This is a genomic window from Frankia alni ACN14a, from assembly GCF_000058485.1.
GTDB classification, from domain to species: Bacteria; Actinomycetota; Actinomycetes; order Frankiales; family Frankiaceae; genus Frankia; species Frankia alni.
The window spans coordinates 401,622-424,517 of record NC_008278.1; the positions used below are offsets into that span (position 1 = coordinate 401,622).

A 22,896-nucleotide genomic window follows, 5' to 3' on the forward strand; every position below is an offset into this window, starting at 1 on the left:
CGGGGCGGACCGGAGAGCACGTGCTGCCGGGCGCGGTGCGGGGGGCGACGGCGGCGCGTGGCCGGCAGGAGGAGCAGCGGCTCACGAGATGCCGAGCTCCCGGTCGATGAAGTCGAAGATCTCGTCGTCGGTGGCGCCGGCGATCTGCTCGCTCAGCAGTGCCGCGTCGGCCTCGTCGGCCAGGTCGACGAGTGCGAGCCGCTCGTCGAGGGGCTGCCTGTCCGGGACCCCTTCGCCTGGGGCCCGGCCATCCGCGGCTCGGCTGTCCGCGGCTCGGCTGTCCGTGGACCGGCTGTCCGTGGACGGGCTGTCAGGGGACCGGCTGTCTGCGAACAGGGTGTCTCGCAGGTGGGCGGCCAGGATCGCCGGCGTGGGGTGGTCGAACAGCAGTGTCGTCGGCAGGTGCACGCCGGTCTCCCGGGCGAGCCTGTTGCGCAGCTCAATCGCGCTCAGCGAGTCGAAGGCCGACTCCAGGAAGCCGCGATCCGGCCGGATCGCCGCCGCCGAGGCGTGGCCGAGGATCTCGGCCGCGGTGGTGCGGACCAGGGTGAGCAGCGCCCGGCGCTGCTCGTCGGGGCCCTGCCCGCGCAGCCGCTCGACGAGGGCCGCGGCCCGGTCCGCCGGCGGTGTGCCGGCCGCGCCGGCCGGGGTTGCCGCACCGGCCGCACCGGCGCCCACGGCCCCGCCCGCGCCGGCGGTGGAGCGCTGCGACGGCACGTGGACCAGCCCGCGCAGCAGCCCGCCGCCGGCCGGTCGGGCGGCGCCGGCCGGATCCAGCCGCGCCGGGACCAGCAGCGGTTGCGCGCCCGCGGCTGTTCCCCCTCCGATGGCCAGATCGAACAGGGCGAGCCCCTGCGCGGTGGACATCGGCGCGATGCCGGTGCGCGCCAGCCGTGCCAGGTCGGCCGGGGCGAGCTGCCCCGCCATCCCCCCGGCCTGCGCCCAGTGTCCCCAGGCCAGCGACACGGCCGGCAGCCCGGCCGCGCGGCGGTGGTGGGCCAGGGCGTCGGCGAACGCGTTCGCTGCGGCGTAGTTGCCCTGCCCGCCGTTGCCGAGCAGCCCGGCGACCGAGGAGAACAGCACGAACGCGGCCAGGTCCAGCCCGGCGGTGGCCCGGTGCAGCAGCCAGGCGCCGTCCACCTTCGGGCGCAGCACCCGGTCCATCGTCGGGTCGTCGAGCGAGGTCACCACCCCGTCGGCGAGGACCCCCGCGGTGTGCACGACGGCGGTGAGCGGATGGTCGGCCGGCACCGCCGCGACGAGCCGGCGCACGTCGTCGGGGTCGGCGACGTCGGCGGCGACGACGGTGGCCGTCGCACCCGCCTCGGCGAGCACGGCCCGCACGGCCTCGGCGTCCGGGCTGGCCGGGCCGCCGCGGCTGGCCAGCACCAGGTGCCGCACGCCGTGGTGGGTAACCAGCCGGCGGGCGGCGAGCGCGGCGAGGGCGCCGGTGCCGGTGATCAGCACCGTGCCCGCCGGGTCGAGCGGCGCGGGCAGCGTCAGCACCAGCTTGCCGGTGTGCCGGGCCAGGCTGAGCTGGCGCAGCGCCTGCGGCGCGTGCCGGACGTCCCAGCTCGTCGTCGGCAGCGGGCTCAGCGCCCCCCGGGTGAACAGGTCCGCGAGGACGGCGAGCATCTCGCCGATGCGGGCCGGATCCACCTCGAACAGGTCGAACGCCTGGTAGGAGCCGCCGTCGAGGTCCGCGGCGACGGCCGCCGGGTCCCGCAGGTCGGTCTTGCCCATCTCGACGAACCGCCCGCCCGGCGCCAGCAGCCGCAGCGACGCGTCGGTGAACGGCCCGGCCAGCGAGTTGAGCACGGCGTCGACCCCGCGTCCGTCGGTCGCCGCGCGGATGCTGTCGGCGAAGTCGAGGGTGCGCGACGACGCGATGTGGGTGTCGTCGAGCCCCTGCCCGCGCAGCACCGGCCACTTCGCCGGGCTCGCGGTGCCGAACACCTCGACGCCCCAGTGCCGGGCGAGCTGCACCGCCGCCTGCCCCACCCCGCCGGTGGCGGCGTGCACCAGCAGCGACTCGCCGGGACGCAGCCGGGCCAGACCGGCCAGGCCGTGGTAGGCGGTGAGGAAGGCGACGGGGACGCCGGCGGCCTGGCTGAACGACCAGCCCGGCGGGATCGCCGTCAGCAGCCGGCGATCGGTGACCGCCAGCGGGCCGAGCGTGCCCTGGACCAGGCCCATCACCCGGTCGCCGGGCGCCAGGTCCGACACCTGCGCGCCGACCTCGACCACGATGCCCGCACCCTCGGCGCCGATGCGTGCCCCGCCGGGATACATCCCCAGGCCGATCAGCACGTCCCGGAAGTTCAGCCCGGCGGCCCGCAGCGCGAGGCGGACCTCGCCGGGCGCCAGCGGACGCTGCGCCGCCGGCTCGGGCAGCAGGGCGAGGTTGTCCAGTGAGCCGGCGGCGGTCACGTCGAGCCGCCAGACGTCGGTGCCGGCCGGCGGGAGCAGCGCCGGCTGCGTGCCGAGCGGGGCCAGCACCGGCACGCGGATCTCCCCGTCGCGCACCGCGAGCTCGCTGTGCTCGGCGGGCCGCGCGGCGAGCAGGGCGAGCGCGGCGCGGACGGCGTCGCGGGAGGAGGCGCGGCCGTCGACGTCGAGCAGCGCCACCCGGTCGGGGTTCTCCGTCCGCGCACTGCGGACGAGTCCCCAGACGCCGGCCGCGGCGAGGTCGGCGACGTCCTCCCCGGGACCCGTCGCGACGGCCCGCTCGGTGAGGATCACCAGGCGGGATCCGCTGAACCGCTCGTCGCCCAGCCAGTCCTGCAGCAGGTGCAGGGCCGCCCGGACCGTGGCATGCGCCGCCGGCACCGGATCGGCCTCCTCGTCCGTGGGAGACTCGACGGGTGCTGTCCCGGTCGGCCCGACCGCGGCAGACCGATGGATGACCAGGGCCGGCACGTGGCCGCCCGCGTCGATCTCCGCGCGCAGCGCGGCCAGGTCGGCCAGGTCCGCCAGGCTCGGCAGGTCCGCCAGGCTCGGCAGGTCGGCCAGGTCGGCCAGGTCGGCCAGGTCGGCCAGGTCCGCCAGGTCCGCGGCCGGGGGCACCACCTGCCAGTCCAGCCGGAACATCGCGTCGCCCGCGCCACGGCCGGCGACCGCCCGGCCCGCGTCGGCCAACACCTGCGTGGCGACGGGGCGCAGGCTCAGCCCGCCGATCCTCGCCACCGGCTCGCCGGCCGCATCGTCAACGGCCAGCCGCACCGTGTCCGGGCCGGTCGGGGAGACCCGCACCCGAAGCGACGAGGCGCCGCGCGCGGCGAGCGTCACGTCCTGCCAGGCGAACGGCAGCCGGATGCGCCCAGGGTCGGCGTCGGGACCGGGCAGCAGCCCGACGACGGCGTGCAGCGCCGCGTCCAGCAGGGCTGGATGCACCTCGAACCGATCCCGCGCGCCGGCCGCGTCCGGCAGCGTGACCTCGGCGAGCACGTCGTCGCCCTGCCGCCAGGCCGCCCGCAGGCCGCGGAAGGCCGGTCCGTACTGGTAGCCGTCGCCGGCCAGCCGCGGGTACAGGCCCGAGACGTCGATCGAGACCGCATCCGGCTGCGGCCATGCCCCACCGCGGTCGTCCGCCCCACCGCGGTCGTCCGCTGCGGCGCCGTCGTCCGTGCGCAGGAAGCCGGTGGCGTGTCGCTGCCACGGGCCCGGCGGGTCGGTCTGGTCGGCGACGGGACGGGCGTGGACGGTGACCGCCCGGCGCTCGACCCCGTCGGGCCCGCCGCCGCCGGCCGGATCGACCGGTGCGACCAGAACCTGGACGTCGAGCGTCCCGGCTGCGGACAGGGCCAGCGGGGCGGTGAGCGCGAGCTCCTCCACCCGGTGGGCGCCGCAGTGCCGGGCCGCGCTCAGCACGAGGTCCAGCAACGCGGTTCCCGGCAGCAGCACCGTGTCGCGCACGGCGTGGTCGGCCAGCCAGGGCAGCGCGGCCGGGTCCAGCCGGCCGGTCAGCACCAGGCCGCCGTCGGCCAGTTCCACCGCGCCGGTGAGCACCGGGTGCTGCGGGCCGCCCGCGCCCGTGCCGAGGCCTGCGCGGTCCGCCGTGCGGGTCGGTGCGTCCAGCCAGTAGCGCTGCCGCTGGAAGGGATAGGTGGGCAGGTCCGTGTGGCGCGGCCGGCGGCCGTTGAACGCCGCCGACCAGTCGACGGCGACCCCGTCGACGTGCAGCCGGGCCAACGCGGTGGTGAACGAGCGGACCTCCGGACGGTTCGCGCGCAGCAGCGCGACGACTCTGGGCGCCGGGCCGACAGCCGCGTCCGATGCCGGCACGGCGCCGTGGACGGCCGACTCGTTGACGACCGGTTCGTTGACGGCCGACTCGTTGACGACCGGTTCGGTGAGAGGCGGTTCCGCGGAACCGGGTTCCGCCAGGGCCTGTTCCGCCAGGGCGGAGAGCACCGCGTCGGGGCCCAGCTCCACGTAGGTGGTGATGCCCAGGTCGGCCAGCGTGCGGATCCCGTCGTGGAAGCGGACCGTGCCCCGCAGGTGGCGCACCCAGTAGTCGGGGTCGGTCAGCTCGGCGTCGGTCGCCACCCGTCCCGTGACGTTCGAGATGACGGGGATCGTCGGCGGGTGCAGCGTCACGCCGGCGACGACCTCGCGGTACTCGGCGAGGACCGGGTCCAGGTGGCCGGAGTGGAACGCGTGGCTGACCCGCAGGCCGCGCACCCGGTGGCCGGCGTCGCGCCAGCGTCGGCCGATCTCGTCGACGGCGTCGCGATCGCCGGAGACGACCACCGAACGCGGCCCGTTGACCGCCGCGATGCCGATGGTCCCGGCCGCGTCGGCGAGCAGCCGGCCGATCTCCTCCTCGGTGCCCTCCAGTGCGGCCATCGCGCCGGTCGCGGGCACGCTCTGCATGATCCGGCCCCGCGCGGCGACCAGCGTGGCCGCGTCCGGCAGGGACAGCACGCCAGCAAGGTGAGCCGCGGTCAGCTCGCCGACGGAGTGGCCGATCAGGTAGTCGGGCCGCAGCCCGTAGGACTCCGCCAGCCGGTACAGCGCGACCTCGAGGGCGAACAGCGCGGGCTGGGTGATGGCGGTGGCGTCCAGCTCCTCGGCCGCGGCCGACCCGGGCTCGGCGAACATGAGCTCGCCGACGGACCGGCCGACCGCGCCGTCGAGATGCGCGGTGACCTCGTCGAGCGCGGCGGCGAAGACGCGCGACGCGGCGTACAGCTCCCGCCCGGCACCGGCGCGCTGGCTGCCCTGCCCGGTGAACAGCAACGCGGTGCGGCCCGCCGGCCCGGCGACGCCGACGACGACGTGTGCCGCCGAGTCCCCGGCGGCGAGCGCCAGCAGTCCGGCGCGGTGCTGCTCCGGGCCGTCGCCGACGACGACCGCCCGATGCGCGAGCAGGGCCCGGGTGGTGGCCAGGGCGTGGCCGACGTCCGCCGCCGAGGGGCGGTCCGCCTCCCCGGCCGAGGCGGCGACGTGCTCGGCGAGCTGCGCCGCCTGTGCCCGCAGCGCCGACTCCGAGTGCGCGGAGAGCACCCAGGGCAGCGCGTCGGCACCGGTGGTGGCGGCCTCGGCCGGTTCGCCGTCGGCCGGCCGATCTTCGGCCGGTCGATCTTCGGCCGGTGGAGCGGGCTCGGGCTCGGCGACGTCCTCGGGGGCCTGTTCGAGGATGAGGTGGGCGTTGGTGCCGCTGATGCCGAAGGCGGAGACGGCGGCGCGCCGGGGTCGGCCGGGGGTGGTGGGCCAGTCGGCGGGTTCGGTGAGCAGGGTGACGGTGCCGGCGGACCAGTCGACGTGGGGGGTCGGCGCGTCGACGTGCAGTGTCGCGGGCAGGCGGCCGTGCCGCAGTGCCTCGACCAGCTTGATCACGCCGGTGACCCCGGCGGCGGCCTGGGTGTGACCGATGTTGGACTTGAGGCTGCCGAGTCGCAGGGGGCGGTCGGCGGGGCGGTCGGTGCCGTAGGTGGCGAGGATGGCCTGGGCTTCGATGGGGTCGCCGAGGGTGGTGCCGGTGCCGTGGGCCTCGACGGCGTCGACGTCGGCGGGTCGGAGGCCCGCGGCGGTCAGCGCGGCGCGGATGACCCGTTGCTGGGACGGCCCGTTCGGCGCCGTCAGCCCGTTGGAGGCGCCGTCGGAGTTCACCGCGCTGCCGCGGACCACCGCGAGCACGTGGTGGCCCAGCCGGCGGGCGTCGGACAGCCGTTCCAGCACCACCACGCCGACGCCCTCGGCCCAGGCGGTGCCGTCGGCGGCGGCGGCGAACGGCTTGCACCGTCCGTCCGGGGCCAGGCCGCGCTGGCGGGAGAACTCGGTGAACATGCCCGGTGTCGGCATGACGGTGACCCCGCCGGCCAGGGCCAGGGAACATTCCCCGCCGCGCAGCGCCTGGGCGGCCAGGTGGATCGCGACCAGCGACGACGAGCAGGCGGTGTCCACCGTCACCGCCGGGCCCTCCAACCCCAGGGTGTAGGCCACCCGGCCGGAGACGACCGAGGTCAGGCTGCCGGTGAGCACGTAGCCCCCGTAGCCCTCGGGCGCCTCGACGAGCCGCGGGCCGTAGTCGTGCGGGGTGACGCCCGCGAACACGCCGGTGGCGGTGCCCCGCAGCGCGTCCGGGTCGATCCCGGCCCGCTCCAGGGCCTCCCAGGACGTCTCCAGCAGCAGCCGCTGCTGGGGGTCCATCGCGGTCGCCTCCCGCGGGGAGATCCCGAAGAAGTCCGCGTCGAACTCGGCGGCGTCGGGCAGGAAGCCGCCGTGGCGGGTGTAGGAGGTGCCCGGCCGGGTGAGGTCCGGATCGTGCAGGGCGGTGAGGTCCCAGCCGCGGTCGGTCGGGAACGGCCCGATCGCGTCCACCCGCGCGTCCAGCAGCTCCCAGAGCTGCTCCGGCGAGCGCGCGCCGCCCGGCCAGCGGCCCGCGGCCGCCACGATCGCGATGGGTTCGTCGCCCGAGCGGACCGGACCGTGCGGGCCGGGCGCCTCGCCGACCGCCGCCGGCCGGTCGGTGCCGGTCAGCGCCGCGCGCAGGTACCCGGCGAGGCGTCGCGGGGTCGGGTAGTCGAAGGTCAGCGTGGTCGGCAGCGCGACCCCGGTCGCCGCCGCCAGCCGGTCGCGGAACTCCACGGCGCTCACCGAGTCGAACCCGAGGTCGGCGAAGGTCCGCTCGGCCTGCACGCTGCCGGCGGCGTGGCCCAGCACGATCGTCAGGCTCGCGCCGATCACGTCGAGCAGCACCCGGTCGGCCTCCGGCGCGGGCAGCCCGGCCATCCGTCGGGCGAGCGCGGAGCTCGGGACCGCGTCGCTCGCCGCCGAATCCGCCGCGGCCGCGGCCGTCTCCGCACCACTCGGTCCCACACCGATCGGCGCGACGGTGCCGTTCGGGGGGCTGCCGTTCGGGGTGCTGCCGTTCGGAGTGGTGCCGTTCGGAGTGGTGCCGTTAAGCGCGGGGCCGTCGGGTGCGTCCACCTCGAAGGTCCGGCGCTGGAACGGGTAGGTGGGCAGCGCGACGCGCCGCGCCCGCGCCGGATAGGCCGCCGCCAGGTTCACCGTGCCACCGGCGACGTGGACCTCCGCCAGCGAGCGGAGGAAGCGGTCGAGCCCACCGTCGTCCCGGCGCAGTGTCCCGACCACCGCGGCCGGTCCCGCGCCACCGCCCGCGGCCGAACGCGCCGCGTCCTCGACGATCGCCCGGATGCCGCCGGTCAGCACCGGATGCGGGCTGACCTCGATGAACGTCCGGTGGCCGGCGGCCAGCGCGGCGCGCACCGCCGCATCGAAGCGCACCGTCCCGCGCAGGTTCGCGTACCAGTAGCCGGCGTCGAGCCGGGACGTGTCCACCGCCTCGCCCGTGACCGTCGAGTAGAACGCGACGTCGCCCGAGCGCGGCGTGATGCCGGCCAGCAGGTCCAGCAGCGGCGCCTCGACGGCCGCCACCTGCGGCGAGTGCGAGGCGTAGTCCACCGGGATGCGCCGCACGTCCACGCCGTCCGCGGCGTAGCCGGCGATGAGCGCGTCCAGCGCGGCCGGGTCGCCGGAGACGACGGTCGACGACGGGCCGTTCACCGCCGCCACCGCCAGCACGGCGTCCGGGCCGCCGAGGCGTTCGAGCACGGCCGCCGCCGGCAGCGGGATCGACGCCATCGCCCCGGTCCCGGCGAGCTCCGCCAGCACCCGGCTGCGCCGGGCCACCACGGCCGCCGCGTCGGCCAGCGTCAGCGCCCCGGCCAGATGCGCGGCGGTGATCTCGCCCTGGGAGTGCCCGATCACCGCGTCGGGCCGCACCCCGTACGAGCGCCACACCGCCGCCAGCGCCGTCATCACGGCGAACAGCGCCGGTTGCACCACGTCCACCCGATCCAGCGGCGGCGCACCCGCGGCCCCGGCGAGCACGTCGGGCAGCGACCAGTCGACGTGGGGGGCGAGCGCCTCGGCGCAGGCGGCGATCCGCTCCGCGAACACCGGCGAGGTCGCGAGCAGCTCGCGGGCCATGCCGGCCCACTGCGACCCCTGTCCGGGCAGGACGAGCACCACCCCGCCGCGGTCGGCGGCTCCGTCGGGCGGGCCCGTGACGAGCGCGGCGTCCTGCTCGCCGTCGCGCAGCCGGCGCAGGGCGGTGAGGAACTGCGCCGGGCTGGTGGCGATCACGACCGCCCGCCGCTCGAAGGCCGTGCGGGTGGTGGCCAGGGAATGGCCGACGTCCACCGGGTCGAACGCCGGCGGCTCGTGGTCGGTCAGCCGGTCGTGCAGCCGCCCGGCCTGCGCGCGCAGCGCGGCCTCGTCGCGGCCCGACACGGGCCACGGCAACGCCTGCGCCGCCGCCTCGTCGTCGGCGGCGGGCCGGCCCGGCGCTGTGGTCGGCGGCGTCTCGGTCGGCGGCGTCTCGGTCGACGCCAGTCTGGCCGGCGCGGTCTCGGCCGGCGGGGGCTCGGCGAGGATGAGGTGGCAGTTCGTCCCGCCCATGCCGAACGAGCTCACGCCGGCGATCAGCGGCCGGTCGCCGGCCGGCCAGGTGCCGTGGTCGGTCTGCACCCGCAGCCGCAGCTCGTCGAACGCGATGTCGGGGTTGGGGGTGGCGAAGTGGAGGCTCGGCGGCAGCTCCCGGCGCGAGATCGCAAGCACCGTCTTGAGCAGGCCGACGATGCCGCTGGCACCCTCGAGATGACCGACGTTCGTCTTCGCCGAGCCGACGTGCAGCGGCGCGTCGGCGGCCCGTCCGGCACCGAATGCGCGTCCCAGCGCGGCGGCCTCGATCGGGTCCCCGACCGGCGTGCCCGTCCCGTGCAGCTCCACGTACTGGATGTCACGGGTGTCGACGCCCGCCGCCCGCGCGGCCTGGCGCAGGACCCGCTCCTGGGCGTCCGCGCTGGGCAGGGTCAGCCCGTCGGTGGCGCCGTCGCTGTTGACCGCGCCGCCGCGGATCACCGCGTGGATCGTGTCGCCGTCCGCGAGGGCGGACGAGAGCCGCTTGAGCAGCACGATGCCGCCGCCCTCGCCGCGGACGTATCCGCTCGCCCGCGCGTCGAAGGTGTAGCAGCGGCCGTCCGGGGACAGTGCGCCGAACCGGGCGGCGGTCTCGGTGCTGTCCGGCACCAGGTTGAGCTGCACGCCGCCGGCGAGCGCGAGGTCGCACTCGCCCCGGCGCAGGCTGTCCGCCGCGAGATGCACGGCCACCAGCGACGACGCCTGGGCGGCGTCCACCGTCAGGCTCGGGCCGTGCAGGTCCAGGGTGTAGGAGACCCGGTTCGCGATGATCCCCCGGCTCTGCCCGGTGAGGGTGTGCCGGGTGACGGCGCCCGGGCCGGCGCGCAGCACCCGGGTGGCGTAGTCGCTCGTGATCGCGCCGACGAAGACCCCGGTGAGGCTGCCGGCCAGCGTCTCCGGGCGCAGGCCGGCCTCCTCGACCGCCTCCCAGGCGAGTTCCAGCACCAGCCGTTGCTGCGGATCGAGCTGCGCGGCCTCCCGCGGCGCGATGCCGAAGAACTCCGGCTCGAACCCGTAGACGTCGTCGAGGTGGGCTCCGAAGGCGGCGCCGAGCCGGCGGGGAACAGTCGGGCCGCGGTCGACCGCGTCGCCGCCGGCGCGCAGCAGGCGCCAGAACGCCGCCGGGTCGGGCGCCGAGGGCAGTCGGCACGCCAGCCCCACCACCGCAATCGGGTCTCCCGCTCCCCGGGGGGTGTCGTCAGCGTTCGCGGACACGGCTGATCCACTGCTCATCGCTGGGGCGCTCCTCGTCGTGAACGTTCAGACCCCCGACGCGCCGCCCTCGGACGGCACATTTCTCGGGAACGCCTGCCAGCGTAGGAGCACGTACTAACAACTGCCTTTAGATCCGCTAAAGGTATTTTCCGGGGAGCGGCCGAGACGATTTCCGGGCTGTTGCGAAAATGGCTTCGGCGGCGCCGAAAAAATGATCGCCGAAGGGCCTGTTGGCCGATATTTCCTTGCCACCGCATCTGACTTTCCGCGTACCGGTACCGGTACCGCGCGCCCGCACCCGGCCGCCGCCGGTGGCGGCTCGCGGTGCGGGGTCGATCGAGAGGCACGGACGGGGCGGTCGGCGCCCTGCCGACCGCCCCGTGCAGACGGGTTGGGAACCCTAACCGCTCAGGGCCCCCACCGTGTCCAGCGCGCCACCGCCGGCCGTGCCGCCCAGCACGTACACCCGGCCGTCACCGCCGGTGGTCGCGGCGGCGTCCGCCCGCTTGGACGCAGCACCCGTGGGGCCGGCGGTCCACTGGTCGTCGTCCGGGGAGTAGACCTGCACCGCGTCGGTGACGTCACCGCCCGCGTCCCGGCCGCCGACGACGTACACCCGCCCGTCCGGCCCGGTGGCGCCGGCGGCCTGGGTCACCCCGGTCGGCAGGTCGGACACCTGGGTCCAGGATCCGCTGCCACCCGTGCCGGGTGTGTAGGCGTACACGCCGGACGAGGCTCGGCCGGCCGAGCCGCCGCCCGCCGCGCTGCCGCCGGCGGCGAGGATGCGGCCGTCGGGCAGGGCGGTGAGGACCGGCGCCGTGACGGGGGTCGGCGGTGCGTCCGCCGTGGTCCAGCTCGCGGCGTCGGGGTCGTAGACTGCCAGCGTGTCGCCGTCGAGGACGTAGATCTTCCCGTCGGTCGCGCGGGCCGCCCGCGGCTCACCCATCGGCTTCGGCAGCGCCGTCCCGCTCGTCCAGGTGTTACTGGACGGCGTGTAGACCTCGACGGTGTCCGTCGGGTCGTTCGCGGCACCGGAACGGCCACCGATCGCGTAGATCCGGCCGTCGGTGCCGGTCGCGGCGGCGAGATGCGTCCGCGGGGTCGGCAGGTCGGCCGCGCCCGTCCAGGCGTTCCTGCTCGGATCGAAGACCTGGACGGTGCCCACCGGGGCGACGGCCGCGCCGGGCGCCCCACTCGGCGAGCCGGTGCCGGTCGGCGACCCGCTCGGTGTGGCCGACGACGAGCCGCTCGGTGTGGCCGACGACGAGGTGCTCGGCGTGGCCGACGACGAGGTGCTCGGCGTCACCGACGACTCGTCGGTCGGTGAGGAGGTGCCGGTGGGCGAGTCGGTGGCGGACGGTGCGCCGCTGTCGCCGGGCGCGTTCGGCGCGTTGGACAACGGGCCGAACGTCGGATCGCCGGTCAACGCGCCCGGGATGATCGTCGAGGTGGTGGTCGGACCGCCCGCGGGCGACGTGGGCGATGCGGTCGGCGACCCTGCCCGGGTCGAGGTCGAGGTCGAGGTCGGGGAGGCGGAGGTGCTCGACGGGGAGGCGCTCTGGGAGGGCGAGCCGGTGGCCGAACCCGACGCGCCGCCGGCGCCGCCCGCGGCCCCGGCGGTCGCCTGGCCGCCGATCGCGTAGATCCGACCGTCGCAGCCGGTGGTGGCGGCGAGGTGGGCGCGGGGGTCGGGTAGCGCGGTGATGGTCTCCCAGCTTCCCAGCGGGCCGGCCGTCGACGGGTAGGCCGGGCAGCCGCCGCCCGCGGGGCTCGACGCGGCGGAGCTGGTGGCGGTGGGGCTCGAAGCGCCGGAGCTCGGCGTGGCGGCACTCGCGGTGGCTGGGCTGCCCGTCGGCGTCGGGCCGCCCGGGGCGCCGGTCGGTGTCGCGGCGGCGCTCGTGCCGAGCAGGCCGGGCGAGGCGAGCGCCGCCGTCAGGGTGGCGGCCAGGACGAAGGCGCGTGGTGGGCACCGACGTGACGTGCGGGACCAACTCATGGGTTCCCCCCTCTTCAGGCCCACGTCCGCGGACCCCACCGACGGGTGGATGGCGTGGATGGGTGCATGGATGGATGGCGTCGCGGGGCCGGACGGCCCGAGCGACCGGCTGGCCGGGCCTGTGGTGGCCGTGGGGACCGGCCGGGTGGGCAGGGGCGTCCCGCGCACAGAACAGGTACGGAATGTGTTCCCTCTGCTTCGGAACGTAAGCTTCCCGCTGTGGGTGGTTGCGGCGAGGCCACCTCGCGGCCCCCCGCCACCCGAGGCTCGCCACCCGAGGCCGCCTCGCGGCCCCCGCCACCCCGCCACCCGCCACCCGCCGCCTCGGGACTGCGGCCCGGGGCCGCATAGCCTCTTCCCGTGCCCAGCCAGCCGCCGCCGGTCCCGTCGAGAGTGACCGTCCTGCACGCCCGCGCACTCGCCCGGCTGACGGGTGCGGCCGAGGCCCGGCGCAGCGAGCGCTTCTTCGCCGACCAGGGGCGGGTCGTGGCCGCCCTCGTCGGCCTGTCCGTGCTCGGATCGGCCGCGGTCGCCGCGGGGCCGTTCATCCTGCGCCACCTCATCGACACCTCGCTGCCGACCGGCCGGGTGCGCGATCTCGCCGTCCCCGTGCTGCTGCTGTGCGCGGTGCTGGTGTTCGAGTCGACCGTGCTGTCCCTGCGGATGGCGCTCATCGCCCGGCTCGGCGGGGTCGTCTCCGTGCGCATCCGCCAGACCGTCAACGCCCACCTGCAGCGGCTGCCGTTCGCCTTCTTCCCCCGCAGCCAGCAGGGCGAGGTGATGACGGTGATGTCGTCGGATGTCCTGGCCGCCCAGAACGCGATCTCGGCGACCGTGCAGGCGGTGATCTGCCGGCTGGCGGACATCGTCGTCGGCACCGCCGTCGTCTTCGTGCTGGACTGGCGGCTCAGTCTCGCGGTGATGGTGTTCGCCCCGGCCACCCTGGTGATCATCCGGTCCGGGCGGCGTCGCCTGGCCGCGCTGTCGCAGCGCCAGCGCGAGCTCGAAGGCCAGCTCATGGCCCAGGTGTCCGACACCGCGTCGGTGTCCGGGGCGCTGCATGTGCGGCTGTTCGACCGGGTCGACTACGAGCGGGAACGGTTCGACGCGGCCGGCGCCGAGCTGCTCGCCGCCGCCCGGGAACAGGCTCGGCTGACCTCCCGGGTCCGTTTCCTCGTCAGTCTCGGCATCGTCGCGACGATGACCGCCGTGGTCACCCTCGGCGCCTGGCTGGTCTCGTCGGAGCGGACGACGCTCGGCACGGTCGCCGCCCTCGGTGGCGCGCTGCTGGTGTCGTTCGGCCCGCTGTCCACTGCGGTCGATCTGCGCTCCGAGCTGGCCGGCGCCGGGGCGTCCTTCCGGCGGATCTTCGCCCTGCTCGACGTGCCCGAGGACGAGGCCGCAACGATGGCCGCCGGATCGCCGGCAGTCCTCGCGGGGCAGGCGCCCGCCGCGGCGGGCGATCTTCTGGCGGGAGCGGGCCGGCGGTCCCGGCCCGCTCCCGCCCTCGCCGTGCCCCGGCCGCTGGACCTGGACCTGGACCCGCGCGTCGGCGCGGACGCGGCGCCGGTGGGCCTCGACCTGGCCCTCGACGAGGTGTGGTTCGCCTACGACCAGGCTGTGCCGGGGCCCGCGCGTGCGGTGGGCGCCGCGGCGGGCGATCATCCCGGCCCCGACGATCCGTCCTGGAACCTGCGCGGCGTGACGCTGCGCGTCGCGGCCGGGACGACCACTGCCGTCGTCGGCGCCAGCGGCGCGGGCAAGACGACGATCGCCTACCTCGCCAGCGGTGTGCACCGCCCGCAGCGGGGCCGGGTCCTGCTCGGCGGCGTCCCACTCGACGCGATCCCGCCGGCCCGGCTGCACGCGGCGATCGGCGTGGTCCCGCAGGACCCGCACCTGTTCCACGACACGATCGCGGCGAACCTGCGCTACGGCCGGCTGGACGCGACCGACGACGAGCTGCGGGCCGCCCTCGACGCGGCCAGCCTGTCCGCCCTGCTCGACCGGCTGCCCGAGGGGTTGGCGACCCGCGTGGGCGCGCGGGGCTACCGGCTGTCCGGCGGCGAGCGCCAGCGGCTCGCCATCGCCCGCGTCCTGCTGCAGTCGCCGCGGGTGCTGGTTCTCGACGAGGCGACGTCCGCGCTGGACACGGTCTCCGAGGCCGCGGTGCGCACGGCGCTGGACCGGCTCGCCGTCGGCCGGACCTGCCTGGTGATCGCCCACCGGCTCTCGACGGTGATCGACGCCGACCGCATCTACGTCATGGACCACGGCCGCGTCGTCGAGGACGGCACCCACCGCGACCTACTCGCCGACGGCGGCGCCTACGCCCGCCTCTACCGGCCGAGCACCGTCTGACCGGGCGGGACCGGCGAGATCGACGGCATCGACGGGATCGACGGGATCGATGGGATCGACGGCATCGACGAGGCCGGCGGGCCGGCCCGCCGCGGCCGGCCGGCGCCGGGTCGCGGGACGGTGGGCGCCGCGGGGGGCAGGATGGCCTGAAGCGTCGTGGGCGGAACGTGGTTTAACGCCTGCGGGAGGAGCATTCCGGTAGTGGATCCGGTGCGGCCGGCGCCGTCGTGGCACCCGCCGACCCGGACCGCGACCGGCAGGTCGAGAGGAGACACCCGCATGACCTCCACTGCCGGGAAAGCCACTGCCACCGGTGGCTCGGACGCCGCCGGTGGCCCGAACGCCGGTGGCCCGAACGCCGCCGGGCCCACCGCCCAGGGCGGCTACACGCACCGCCAGATCATGGTCATCCTCTCCGGCCTGCTGCTGGGGATGTTCCTCGCGGCACTGGACCAGACGGTCGTCTCCACGGCGATCTACCGGATCGGCGAGAGCCTGCACGGGCTGACCGCACAGGCGTGGGTCACCACCGCCTTCCTGATCACCTCGACGATCGCCACCCCGCTGTACGGCAAGCTGTCCGACCTCTACGGGCGCAAGCCGTTCTTCCTGTTCGCGATCGCCGTGTTCATCACCGGCTCGGCGCTGTGTACCTTCGCGACGTCGATGTACATGCTCGCCGCGTTCCGGGCGGTGCAGGGCATCGGGGCGGGCGGCCTGTTCTCGCTCGCCCTGGCGATCGTCGGGGACATCATCCCGCCGCGGGAACGGGCGAAGTACCAGGGCTACTTCATGGCGGTGTTCGGCACGTCCAGCGTCCTCGGGCCCGTCGTCGGCGGCGCGCTGGCCGGCCAGGACACGCTGCTCGGCGTCGCCGGCTGGCGGTGGATCTTCCTGATCAACGTGCCGATCGGCATCGGCGCGCTCGTCGTCGTCGCGCGGGTCCTGCACATCTCCCACGAGCGCCGCGAGCACCGGATCGACTATCCCGGCGCCCTCACACTGATCGTCGCCCTGGTGCCGCTGCTCATCGTCGCCGAGCAGGGCCGCGAGTGGGGCTGGGGCGCGGGCTCCTCGCTGGTTTGCTACGCGATCGGGCTGGTCGGCATCGCCGCGTTCGTGGTCGCGGAGCGGCGCGCGAAGGACGATGCCCTGCTGCCGCCCCGGCTGTTCCGCAACGGGGTGTTCGCCGTCGGCTCCGCCCAGTCGGCGATCATCGGAATCGGCATGTTCGGCGGGATCACCTTGCTCCCCCTCTACCTCCAGCTCGTCAAGGGGAACTCGCCGACCAAGGCCGGCCTGCTCACCCTCCCCCTGGTCCTGGGCATCATGCTGCTCTCGCTCGTCGCGGGGCAGATCACCTCGCGGACCGGCCGCTACAAGATCCTGCCCGTGATCGGCTCCGCGCTGCTCGTCGTCGGGATGCTGCTGCTGTGGCGGCTGTCGGCCGACAGCAGCCTCGTCTACGTCGACCTGGCGATGTTCGTCGTCGGCGCCGGCCTCGGCCTGAACATGCAGACGATCGTCCTGGCGATGCAGAACGCCGTGCCGCCGCGGGACATCGGCGTGGCGACGTCCTCGACGACGTTCTTCCGGCAGCTCGGCGGCACCCTCGGCGTGGCGGTGTTCCTGTCGATCGTGTACTCGATCGTCGGCTCCCGGATCACCTCCGCCTACGCGGACGCGCGGGGCACTGCGGCGTTCGACGCGGCCGCACGCAGCCATCCCGACCAGCTCAAGGTGCTCGGATCGGCGTCCTCGGGCGGCTCGGGCAGCCTCAACGACACCTCGTTCCTGGGCGGCCTCGACCCGGTGCTGACCCACCCGTTCAAGTCCGGCTTCACCGAGGCGATCACGGTCGCCTTCCTGGTCGGCGCCGCCGTGCTGGTCATCGCCTTCGTGCTGTCCCTGCTGCTCAAGGAGGTGCCGCTGCGGGAGACCGGCGCGGCCTTCGCCGACCAGCCGGACGCGCCCGGGGAGGCACCCGCAGGTCCGGGCACCCCCGCGCCGAGCGCGGCCGCCGCGCCGGACCCGTCGGCGGACGCCACGGGCCAGAATGCCCGCCAGAGCGAGGCCGCAGCCGCCCAGGAGACGGCTGCGGCGGAGGCGGGGAACGCTGAAGCCCCTGGGCCGCGCGTCGGCGGCTAGAGGGCCGCACATGTCGGAGGCGGCGCCTTACGGGCGGCCACCCGCGGCCCTGTCATCATCACGGATCACGGATGCCCGTCGTACGTGCGGCCGGCATTCGCCGACTACCAGTGCTCGAGGTGCGCCGCCGGGATCGAGTCCAGGCGGCGGCACGATCCGAAGCAGACCCACGCGGCACCTCTCGCGGGGCGGTTCCGTCTACAGATGGCCGCGGCGGACCATCAGGGCGAGCACGCAGGCCGAGGGCGCCATCGGCAGCCACACCGTGACCAGCCGATAGCCCAGGACCGCCGCGAGCGCGACGGCGGGGGACTGCCCGGCGGCGATGATCGCCGCGGTCAGGGCCGCGTCGAGCGAACCGAAGCCGCCCGGCGAGGGCACCAGGGCCGAGGCGGCGCTGGCGGCAAAGTACAGCGCGAAGACCGCCCCGACGCCGAGCGGCAGGTGTAGCGCGCGCATGATCGCCCACAGGGTCGCGGCGTGCAGCAGGGGGATGGCCGCCGAGCCGCCCCACAGCATCGCCGCCCGGCTGGGCGAGCGCACCGTGGAGCGCATCGACCGCAGATGGTCGACGACCCGTGCCCACACCCCGTGGGCCAGCCGGCGGATCGCCGGCACCAGCCAGCCCAGCAGCGCGGCGAGGGCGACGGCCGCCGCGGCCACCGCGACGCCGAGGGCCACCGGGCCGCTGTCGGGCAGCCGGGCGGAGTCCACCGGCAGGAACCCCCCGGCCAGCAGGACGGCCAGCACGGCGAGGTGGGTGGTGACGCCGGCGGTGGCGTCGAGGCCGACCGCCGTCAGCGACTCCCGCAGGGAGAAGCCGTGCCGGTGCAGGAAACGCAGCTTCACCGCGCCGACGCCGAACCCGGCGGGCAGCACGTGATTGGCCACGCTGCCGGCCACCTGGGCGGCGAGCAGGCGACGGACCGGCAGCGCCCGCGGCACCGTCCCCTGCTGGCAGGCCGCCCCGGCGACCCAGGTGAGCTGGGCGACGGCGACCGCGCCCACCAGCCAGAACGGATGGGCGCTGGCCAGCGCGTCGATGCCGGTCCGCACGGTCGACCACGACCGCACCAGCCACACCACCGCCACCAGCGGCGCCGCGCAGGCCAGCAGCGGACGAACCAGCCAGAACCGACCCCGGCGGGGCGCGACGGCTTCGGCCACATCCCCGCTCGGACCGGCGAGGACGAGCGTGTCGAGGGCCGTCGGGGTGGCGACGGCCGTCGGGGTGGCGAGGGCCGTCGGGGTGGCGAGGGCCGTCGGGGTGGCGACGAGAGCCGACGGGGTGACGTCGAGAGTCGCCACGGGCAGCGCCCCGCCGCTCGCCGCCGACGCCTCCGGTAGCTGGCGCATCACGGTCCTCCCGTTCTGGCGTCCGCGTGGCCCTGGGCCACGTCGACCCGGTCCGTCGCGATGCCGTCCGTCCCGATGCCGTCCGTCGTGGTGCTGTCGGTCCTGACGCGGTCGGTCCCGATGCCGTTCGGGATGATGCCATCCGCGGGGATGCTCCCCGGCATGTCCTCGTCGAGAATTCCGCGACGCGTCCGTGACGGTTCACCCGAGTGTCGCGTGACCGCGTCGAGATCGGCACCCGAGCCGCCCGCGAGCAGCCCGGCGAGGCGTCCGGCGAGCCCGCCCCAGCTCCATGCCTCGCGCATCCACTCCCGCCCGGCCAGGCCCATCCGGGCGGCCCGGTCGGGGTCGTCGAGCAGCTCCACGACGGCTCGGGCGACGGCAGCGGTGCTCCGGCCGTCGACGACCTCGCCTGTGCGGCCGGGCAGGACGACGTCGGGGGCGCCGCCCTGGGCGCCGGTGATGACGGGCAGCCCGCTGGCCGCTCCCTCCAGGGAGGACAGGCCGAGCCCCTCCAGGTCCAGGCCGAGCCAGCGGGTACGCGACGGCATGGCGAACACGTCGGCGGCGTCGAGGTAGGCGGGCAGCTCCTCCTCGCCGACCGCGCCGGCGAAGTGCACGTCGTCGGCCACCCCCACCTGCCCGGCGAGACGGCGCAGCCGGCCCTCGGCGGGCCCCTGCCCGACGAGCAGCAGCCGGGCCCCCGGATGGCGGCGTCGCACGGTGATCCAGCCACGGATGAGCGTGTCCTGCCCCTTGCGCGGCACCATCCGGGCCACGCAGATCACGACCGGGCGATCCGACCAGCCGAGAGCCCGGCGGATGTCGGCCCCGCCGGCACCCGGCCGGAAGCGGCGGGTGTCGACGCCGCCGGTCAGCCGCGCGAGCGTGGTGCCCCGCGGGGACACGGCGACCAGCCGGCGACGGGTGAACGCGGTGAGGTACGTCAACACGTCGGCGCGGGCGGCGACGGTGCGCACGAGCGACCAGCCCACCGGCAGCCGGGACCAGGCGACCTCGTGCCCGTGGCTGGACGCCACCACCCTGGTGACGCCCGCCTCGCGCAGCGTCGGGCCGAGCACCCCGAACGGCGCGGCGGTGGGAAACCAGACGGCTTCGCAGCCCTCGCTGCGCACCAGCGAGCGCAGCAGGCGCCGGGATCGCGGCGAGGTGAGGATCCGCTCCCCGGCCCGGACCACCGGGAAGGGCAACGTGCGGTCGAACTCCTCGGCGCCGGGCGCCGCCGGCGCGACGACGACGACCCGGTCGGCGGGCAGGCCGGCGGTGAGATGACAGGCGAACGTCTGGATGCCGCCGAGGACCGGCGGGAACTTGTCCGCCACCACCAGTGTCCGCGGCAGGTCGACGGCACCCGCGGGGCCGGCCGGTCGGGAGTCGGGCGGCGCCGCCGGTGCGGGCACGGTGCCCGCCGGCAGCGCGGACTCGGCCGGCCCCGCCGGGCGGGGAGTCGGCCTCACGCGGCGTCCGGCCGGCGCAGGGGTGCGGCATGCGGCGGTGGGAGGAAGGCGTCGTCCCGTACGACGGGCAACGACGGCAGTCGGCGACCATCCATGAGGGGAGATGATTGCAGGCGGCCGGTGTGAGCTGGATGAGTGCCGCGAATGGGATGCGCCCCGCGGCGGCGGGCTGGCTGGCCGTGGCCGGTCGGCCGGCGGCGGACGTGCTCCTGCGGACGTGCTCGCGCGGACGTGCTCGCGTGGACGTGCTCGACGCGGACGGGCTCGCTCAGCGCACCGCGAAGCCGGCGTCGATCGGCAGCGCGACACCGGTGACGTACTTCGCGGCGTCCGAGACCAGCCAGGCCACCGTGTCGGAGATGTCCTCGGGCTGGAGGATCTCGATGGGCAGCGCGTTCTGCATCGCGGCGGTGGCGTTGTCCGACTCGGCGAGCAGCTTCGCCATCGACTCGTTCATCGTCATGCCGGTGGCGACGCCGGTCGGGTGGATCGTGTTCACCCGGATCCAGTGCTTGGCCAGGTCGTTCGCGAGAACCTGCATGAGCCCGACCAGACCGCGCTTGGCCGCCGTGTATGCCTGCGGGCCCGCGTCCGGGCTGCCCGTCCCCTTCAGGCCCGCGCTGGAACTGGTCAGGACGATCGCCCCGCCGCGGCCGCCCTCGATCAGCGCCGGTAAGGCGGCCCGCACCGTCTTGAAGACGCCGGTGAGGTTCGTGTCGATGACGTCCTGCCATTCGGTGAACGGGTCGGCCTCCGGCGACAGCCGGATGATGCCGGCGTTCGCGATGACGATGTCCACCCGGCCGAACGCGGCCAACCCCTCCTGGAAGGCGGCGCTGAGCCCGGCGAAGTCCCGCACGTCCGCCTGCCGGGCGACGATCCGCCCGCCGAGCTTCTCGACGAGCTCCACGGTTTCGGCGAGATCGGCCGCCGAGGCGTTCGGGTAGTCCATCGACGCGATGTCGGCGCAGATGTCCACGCCGATGATGTCGGCCCCCTCGCGGGCCAACCGCACCGCATGTGCCCGCCCCTGCCCGCGGGCGACTCCGGTGATGAAGGCGGTCCTGCCGTCGAGCGTGCCCATCCGGCACTCCTTACGGAAACGGGAAGTCCTGACGTTGGTGTGCTTCAGGTCACAAACGATATTGCGGACACCGATCGTCCGCAAGGTGCTCGCGGGCCGCCGCGCGAAGATGGACCGCGGGCGGCGGCGACACCGCAGGCGGGGGGAGACCTCGTGGGCGGCCGTCGGCATAGTCAGGCGGAAGGGGACAAGGAGATCGATGATGCAGACGACGACGGGGCAGGCGGTGCGCGGGCGGCCCCGTGACCCGGACCTGCCGGCGCGGGTCCTCGACGCGGCGCTGGCCGAGTATGCCCGATCCGGCTGGGCGGGCTTCACCATGCACGCCGTCGCCGGGCGCGCCGGGGTCGGCAAGTCGTCGATGTACCTGCGGTGGCCGACCAAGGAACAGCTCCTGGTCGACGCGATCGACGCCTACACCCGCCCGCTCGTCGTCGACCACGACACCGGCTCGCTGCGCGGGGACGTGCTCGCCCTGGCGTCGAGCCTGCTGGCCCACTTCCTCGACCCGATGGGCTGGGTGACGGTGCGCATCGCCGTGGACGCCGCCGTCGAGTCCGTCGACCTGGGCGGCTTCCACGAACGGATCGTCACGAAGCACAACGACGCGGCCCAGCGCATCGTCGACCGGGCGATCGGCCGGGGCGAGCTACCGGCGGGGGTCGACGGCCGGCCGCTGCTCGAGGGCCTGTTCGGCGGAGTGCTCCTGCACACGCTGGCGCTGCCGCCCAGCGAGCACGCCGCCGCCCGCACCGACCTCGCCGCGCACGTCACGCCGCTGGTCGACCTGCTGCTGCGCGGAGTCGGCCCGGCGGCGACCCCCGCGGTCGGCTGACCCAGTCCTCGATCGCGGCCCAGTCCTCGATCGCGGCCCAGTCCTCGATCGCGGCTCAGAACTCGAGCAGGTTGTCGCGGAACAGCTCGTGCGAGTAGGAGGTCCGCACGAGGCCGCGGCGCTGCAACGCGGGCACCAGGCCGTCGGCGATCTCGGCGACGACGCGGCGGTGCACCGGCGTGGCGATCAGGAACCCGTCCCCGCCGACCTCCGCCATGACCTCGCCCATCTGTGCGGCGACCGTGTCCGGCGAGCCGACGAGCTCGACCGACTCGACAGTGTCGTGGTCCATCACCGTCTCGCGCAGCGTCCGGCCGGCGGCGGCGTTCGCGAACCGGGTCATCGAGCTCTGGTGCCCGTTGACCCGGCCGGTCAGGTCGGGAAAGGGGCCGTCCAGATCGAACTGCGCGAAGTCGATGCCGCTGAAGTACGACATCTGGGCGAGGACCGTCTCCATCACCTCCGGGCTGCGCTGGCGGGCCCGCCGCAGGGCCAGCAGCTCGCGCGCCTGGTCGTCGGTCTCCCCGATGACCGGGTTGACGAGGAAGAGCACCTTGCAGTCGGTCGGTTTGCGGCCGTGACGGATCATCCGGGCCGAGATGTCCTCCCGGTACGCCTTCATCCCCTCGATGCCGTGCGGCACCGCGATGATCGTGTCCGAGTGCTTCGCGGCGAACTCCCGGCCGGCCGGGGAACCACCGGCCTGGCAGACGACCGGGCGGCCCTGCGGGCCGGCGGGGGCGTTCAACGGCCCGCGGCTGCGGTGGAACCGGCCGGCGAAATCCACCGTGTGCACCTTGCGGAAGTCGGCGAAGACGCCGGCCTGCTGGTCGGCGACCACGGCCTGTGGTTCCCACGACGCGCACAGCCGGTCGACGAGATCCATCCATTCGTCGGCCATCTCGTAGCGCAGGTCGTGCTCGAAGTGCTCGTCGAGGCCGAAGTTCTGGGCCGAGCGGTGACTGCTCGAGGTGACAAGGTTCGCGCCGACCCGGCCGGCGGAAAGGTGATCGAGGGAGACCAGCATGCGGGCCGCCATGTACGGCGGGTAGAACGACGTCGACAGGGTGGCCACCAGGCCGATCCGCGAGGTCGCCTGGCTCATCACCGCGACCGCCGCCATCGGGTCCAGGCGGGGCGACTCCCAGGCGTACTTCAGGTCGACCTCCATCGATCCCCGATACGCGTCGGTGATCATCAGGCCGTCCTCGAGGATGAGATAGTCGAAACAGGCTCGTTCGAGGGATCGGGCCAGGTCGGCGTAGAAGGCGCCCCGCGTCCATTCGGCGCCGTGCGTTCCCGACCACTGGCTGTTCCAGGCCTGTGGGCCGAATCCGCCCCCGACGAACCACCCCAGGTGGAACATGTGACCTCCCTACGTCGGCATGCTGGGGCAGTGTGCGGGGGCGCCGTTTCCGTCGAATGATCCCTCCGGTTACCGCGCCATTGCGCCGCGCCGACTGGCTCGCTTCCG

The 22,896-nt window shown here is 75.4% G+C and carries 10 protein-coding genes; 4 read left to right on the plus strand and 6 right to left on the minus strand.

Translation table 11 applies throughout. From position 1 onward, the window contains the following. Window positions 1-81: 81 nt before the first annotated feature. Together FRAAL_RS34105 and FRAAL_RS34450 are read right to left on the minus strand one after the other, a co-directional pair. Window positions 82-10,182, minus strand: a complete 10,101-nt coding sequence (locus tag FRAAL_RS34105) for a type I polyketide synthase (protein WP_011601606.1) — start codon at window positions 10,180-10,182, stop codon at window positions 82-84. Window positions 10,183-10,564: 382 nt separating this feature from the next. Continuing rightward, window positions 10,565-11,329: a Kelch repeat-containing protein gene (locus FRAAL_RS34450; RefSeq protein ID WP_231861453.1), complete on the minus strand. Its 765-nt coding sequence runs from the start codon at window positions 11,327-11,329 to the stop codon at window positions 10,565-10,567. Here FRAAL_RS34450 and FRAAL_RS34455 point away from each other — a divergent pair. The 3 genes from FRAAL_RS34455 to FRAAL_RS01570 all read left to right on the plus strand — a co-directional run bounded on the left by FRAAL_RS34455 (window position 11,322) and on the right by FRAAL_RS01570 (window position 16,669). Further along, on the plus strand, window positions 11,322-11,807 hold the full coding sequence (locus FRAAL_RS34455) for a hypothetical protein (protein WP_231861454.1): 486 nt from the start codon (window positions 11,322-11,324) through the stop codon (window positions 11,805-11,807). The genes FRAAL_RS34450 and FRAAL_RS34455 overlap by 8 nt on opposite strands. A 713-nt stretch (window positions 11,808-12,520) precedes the next feature. Next, entirely contained in the window at window positions 12,521-14,521 is a 2,001-nt protein-coding gene (locus FRAAL_RS01560) for an ABC transporter ATP-binding protein (protein WP_011601609.1), read from the plus strand. A gap of 279 nt (window positions 14,522-14,800) precedes the next feature. Beyond that, window positions 14,801-16,669 (plus strand): MDR family MFS transporter, encoded by a 1,869-nt coding sequence (locus FRAAL_RS01570; protein ID WP_011601610.1) that lies wholly within the window; start codon window positions 14,801-14,803, stop codon window positions 16,667-16,669. Between the two features lie 198 nt (window positions 16,670-16,867). Here FRAAL_RS01570 and FRAAL_RS01575 read toward each other — a convergent pair whose 3' ends face one another. The 3 genes from FRAAL_RS01575 to FRAAL_RS01585 form a co-directional block, all read right to left on the minus strand. Continuing rightward, complete coding sequence (locus FRAAL_RS01575) at window positions 16,868-18,025, minus strand: lysylphosphatidylglycerol synthase transmembrane domain-containing protein (protein ID WP_231861455.1); 1,158 nt, start codon at window positions 18,023-18,025, stop codon at window positions 16,868-16,870. Further along, on the minus strand, window positions 18,025-19,503 hold the full coding sequence (locus FRAAL_RS01580) for a glycosyltransferase family 4 protein (protein WP_231861456.1): 1,479 nt from the start codon (window positions 19,501-19,503) through the stop codon (window positions 18,025-18,027). The genes FRAAL_RS01575 and FRAAL_RS01580 overlap by 1 nt, the downstream gene beginning before the upstream one ends. A 268-nt stretch (window positions 19,504-19,771) precedes the next feature. Continuing rightward, entirely contained in the window at window positions 19,772-20,587 is an 816-nt protein-coding gene (locus FRAAL_RS01585; protein ID WP_041938668.1) for a mycofactocin-coupled SDR family oxidoreductase, read from the minus strand. A gap of 199 nt (window positions 20,588-20,786) precedes the next feature. Between FRAAL_RS01585 and FRAAL_RS01590 the strand changes: the two genes are divergently transcribed. Next, entirely contained in the window at window positions 20,787-21,422 is a 636-nt protein-coding gene (locus tag FRAAL_RS01590) for a TetR/AcrR family transcriptional regulator (RefSeq protein WP_041938669.1), read from the plus strand. A gap of 55 nt (window positions 21,423-21,477) precedes the next feature. Here FRAAL_RS01590 and FRAAL_RS01595 read toward each other — a convergent pair whose 3' ends face one another. Continuing rightward, on the minus strand, window positions 21,478-22,788 hold the full coding sequence (locus tag FRAAL_RS01595; RefSeq protein ID WP_011601615.1) for an NtaA/DmoA family FMN-dependent monooxygenase: 1,311 nt from the start codon (window positions 22,786-22,788) through the stop codon (window positions 21,478-21,480). Window positions 22,789-22,896: the final 108 nt, after the last annotated feature.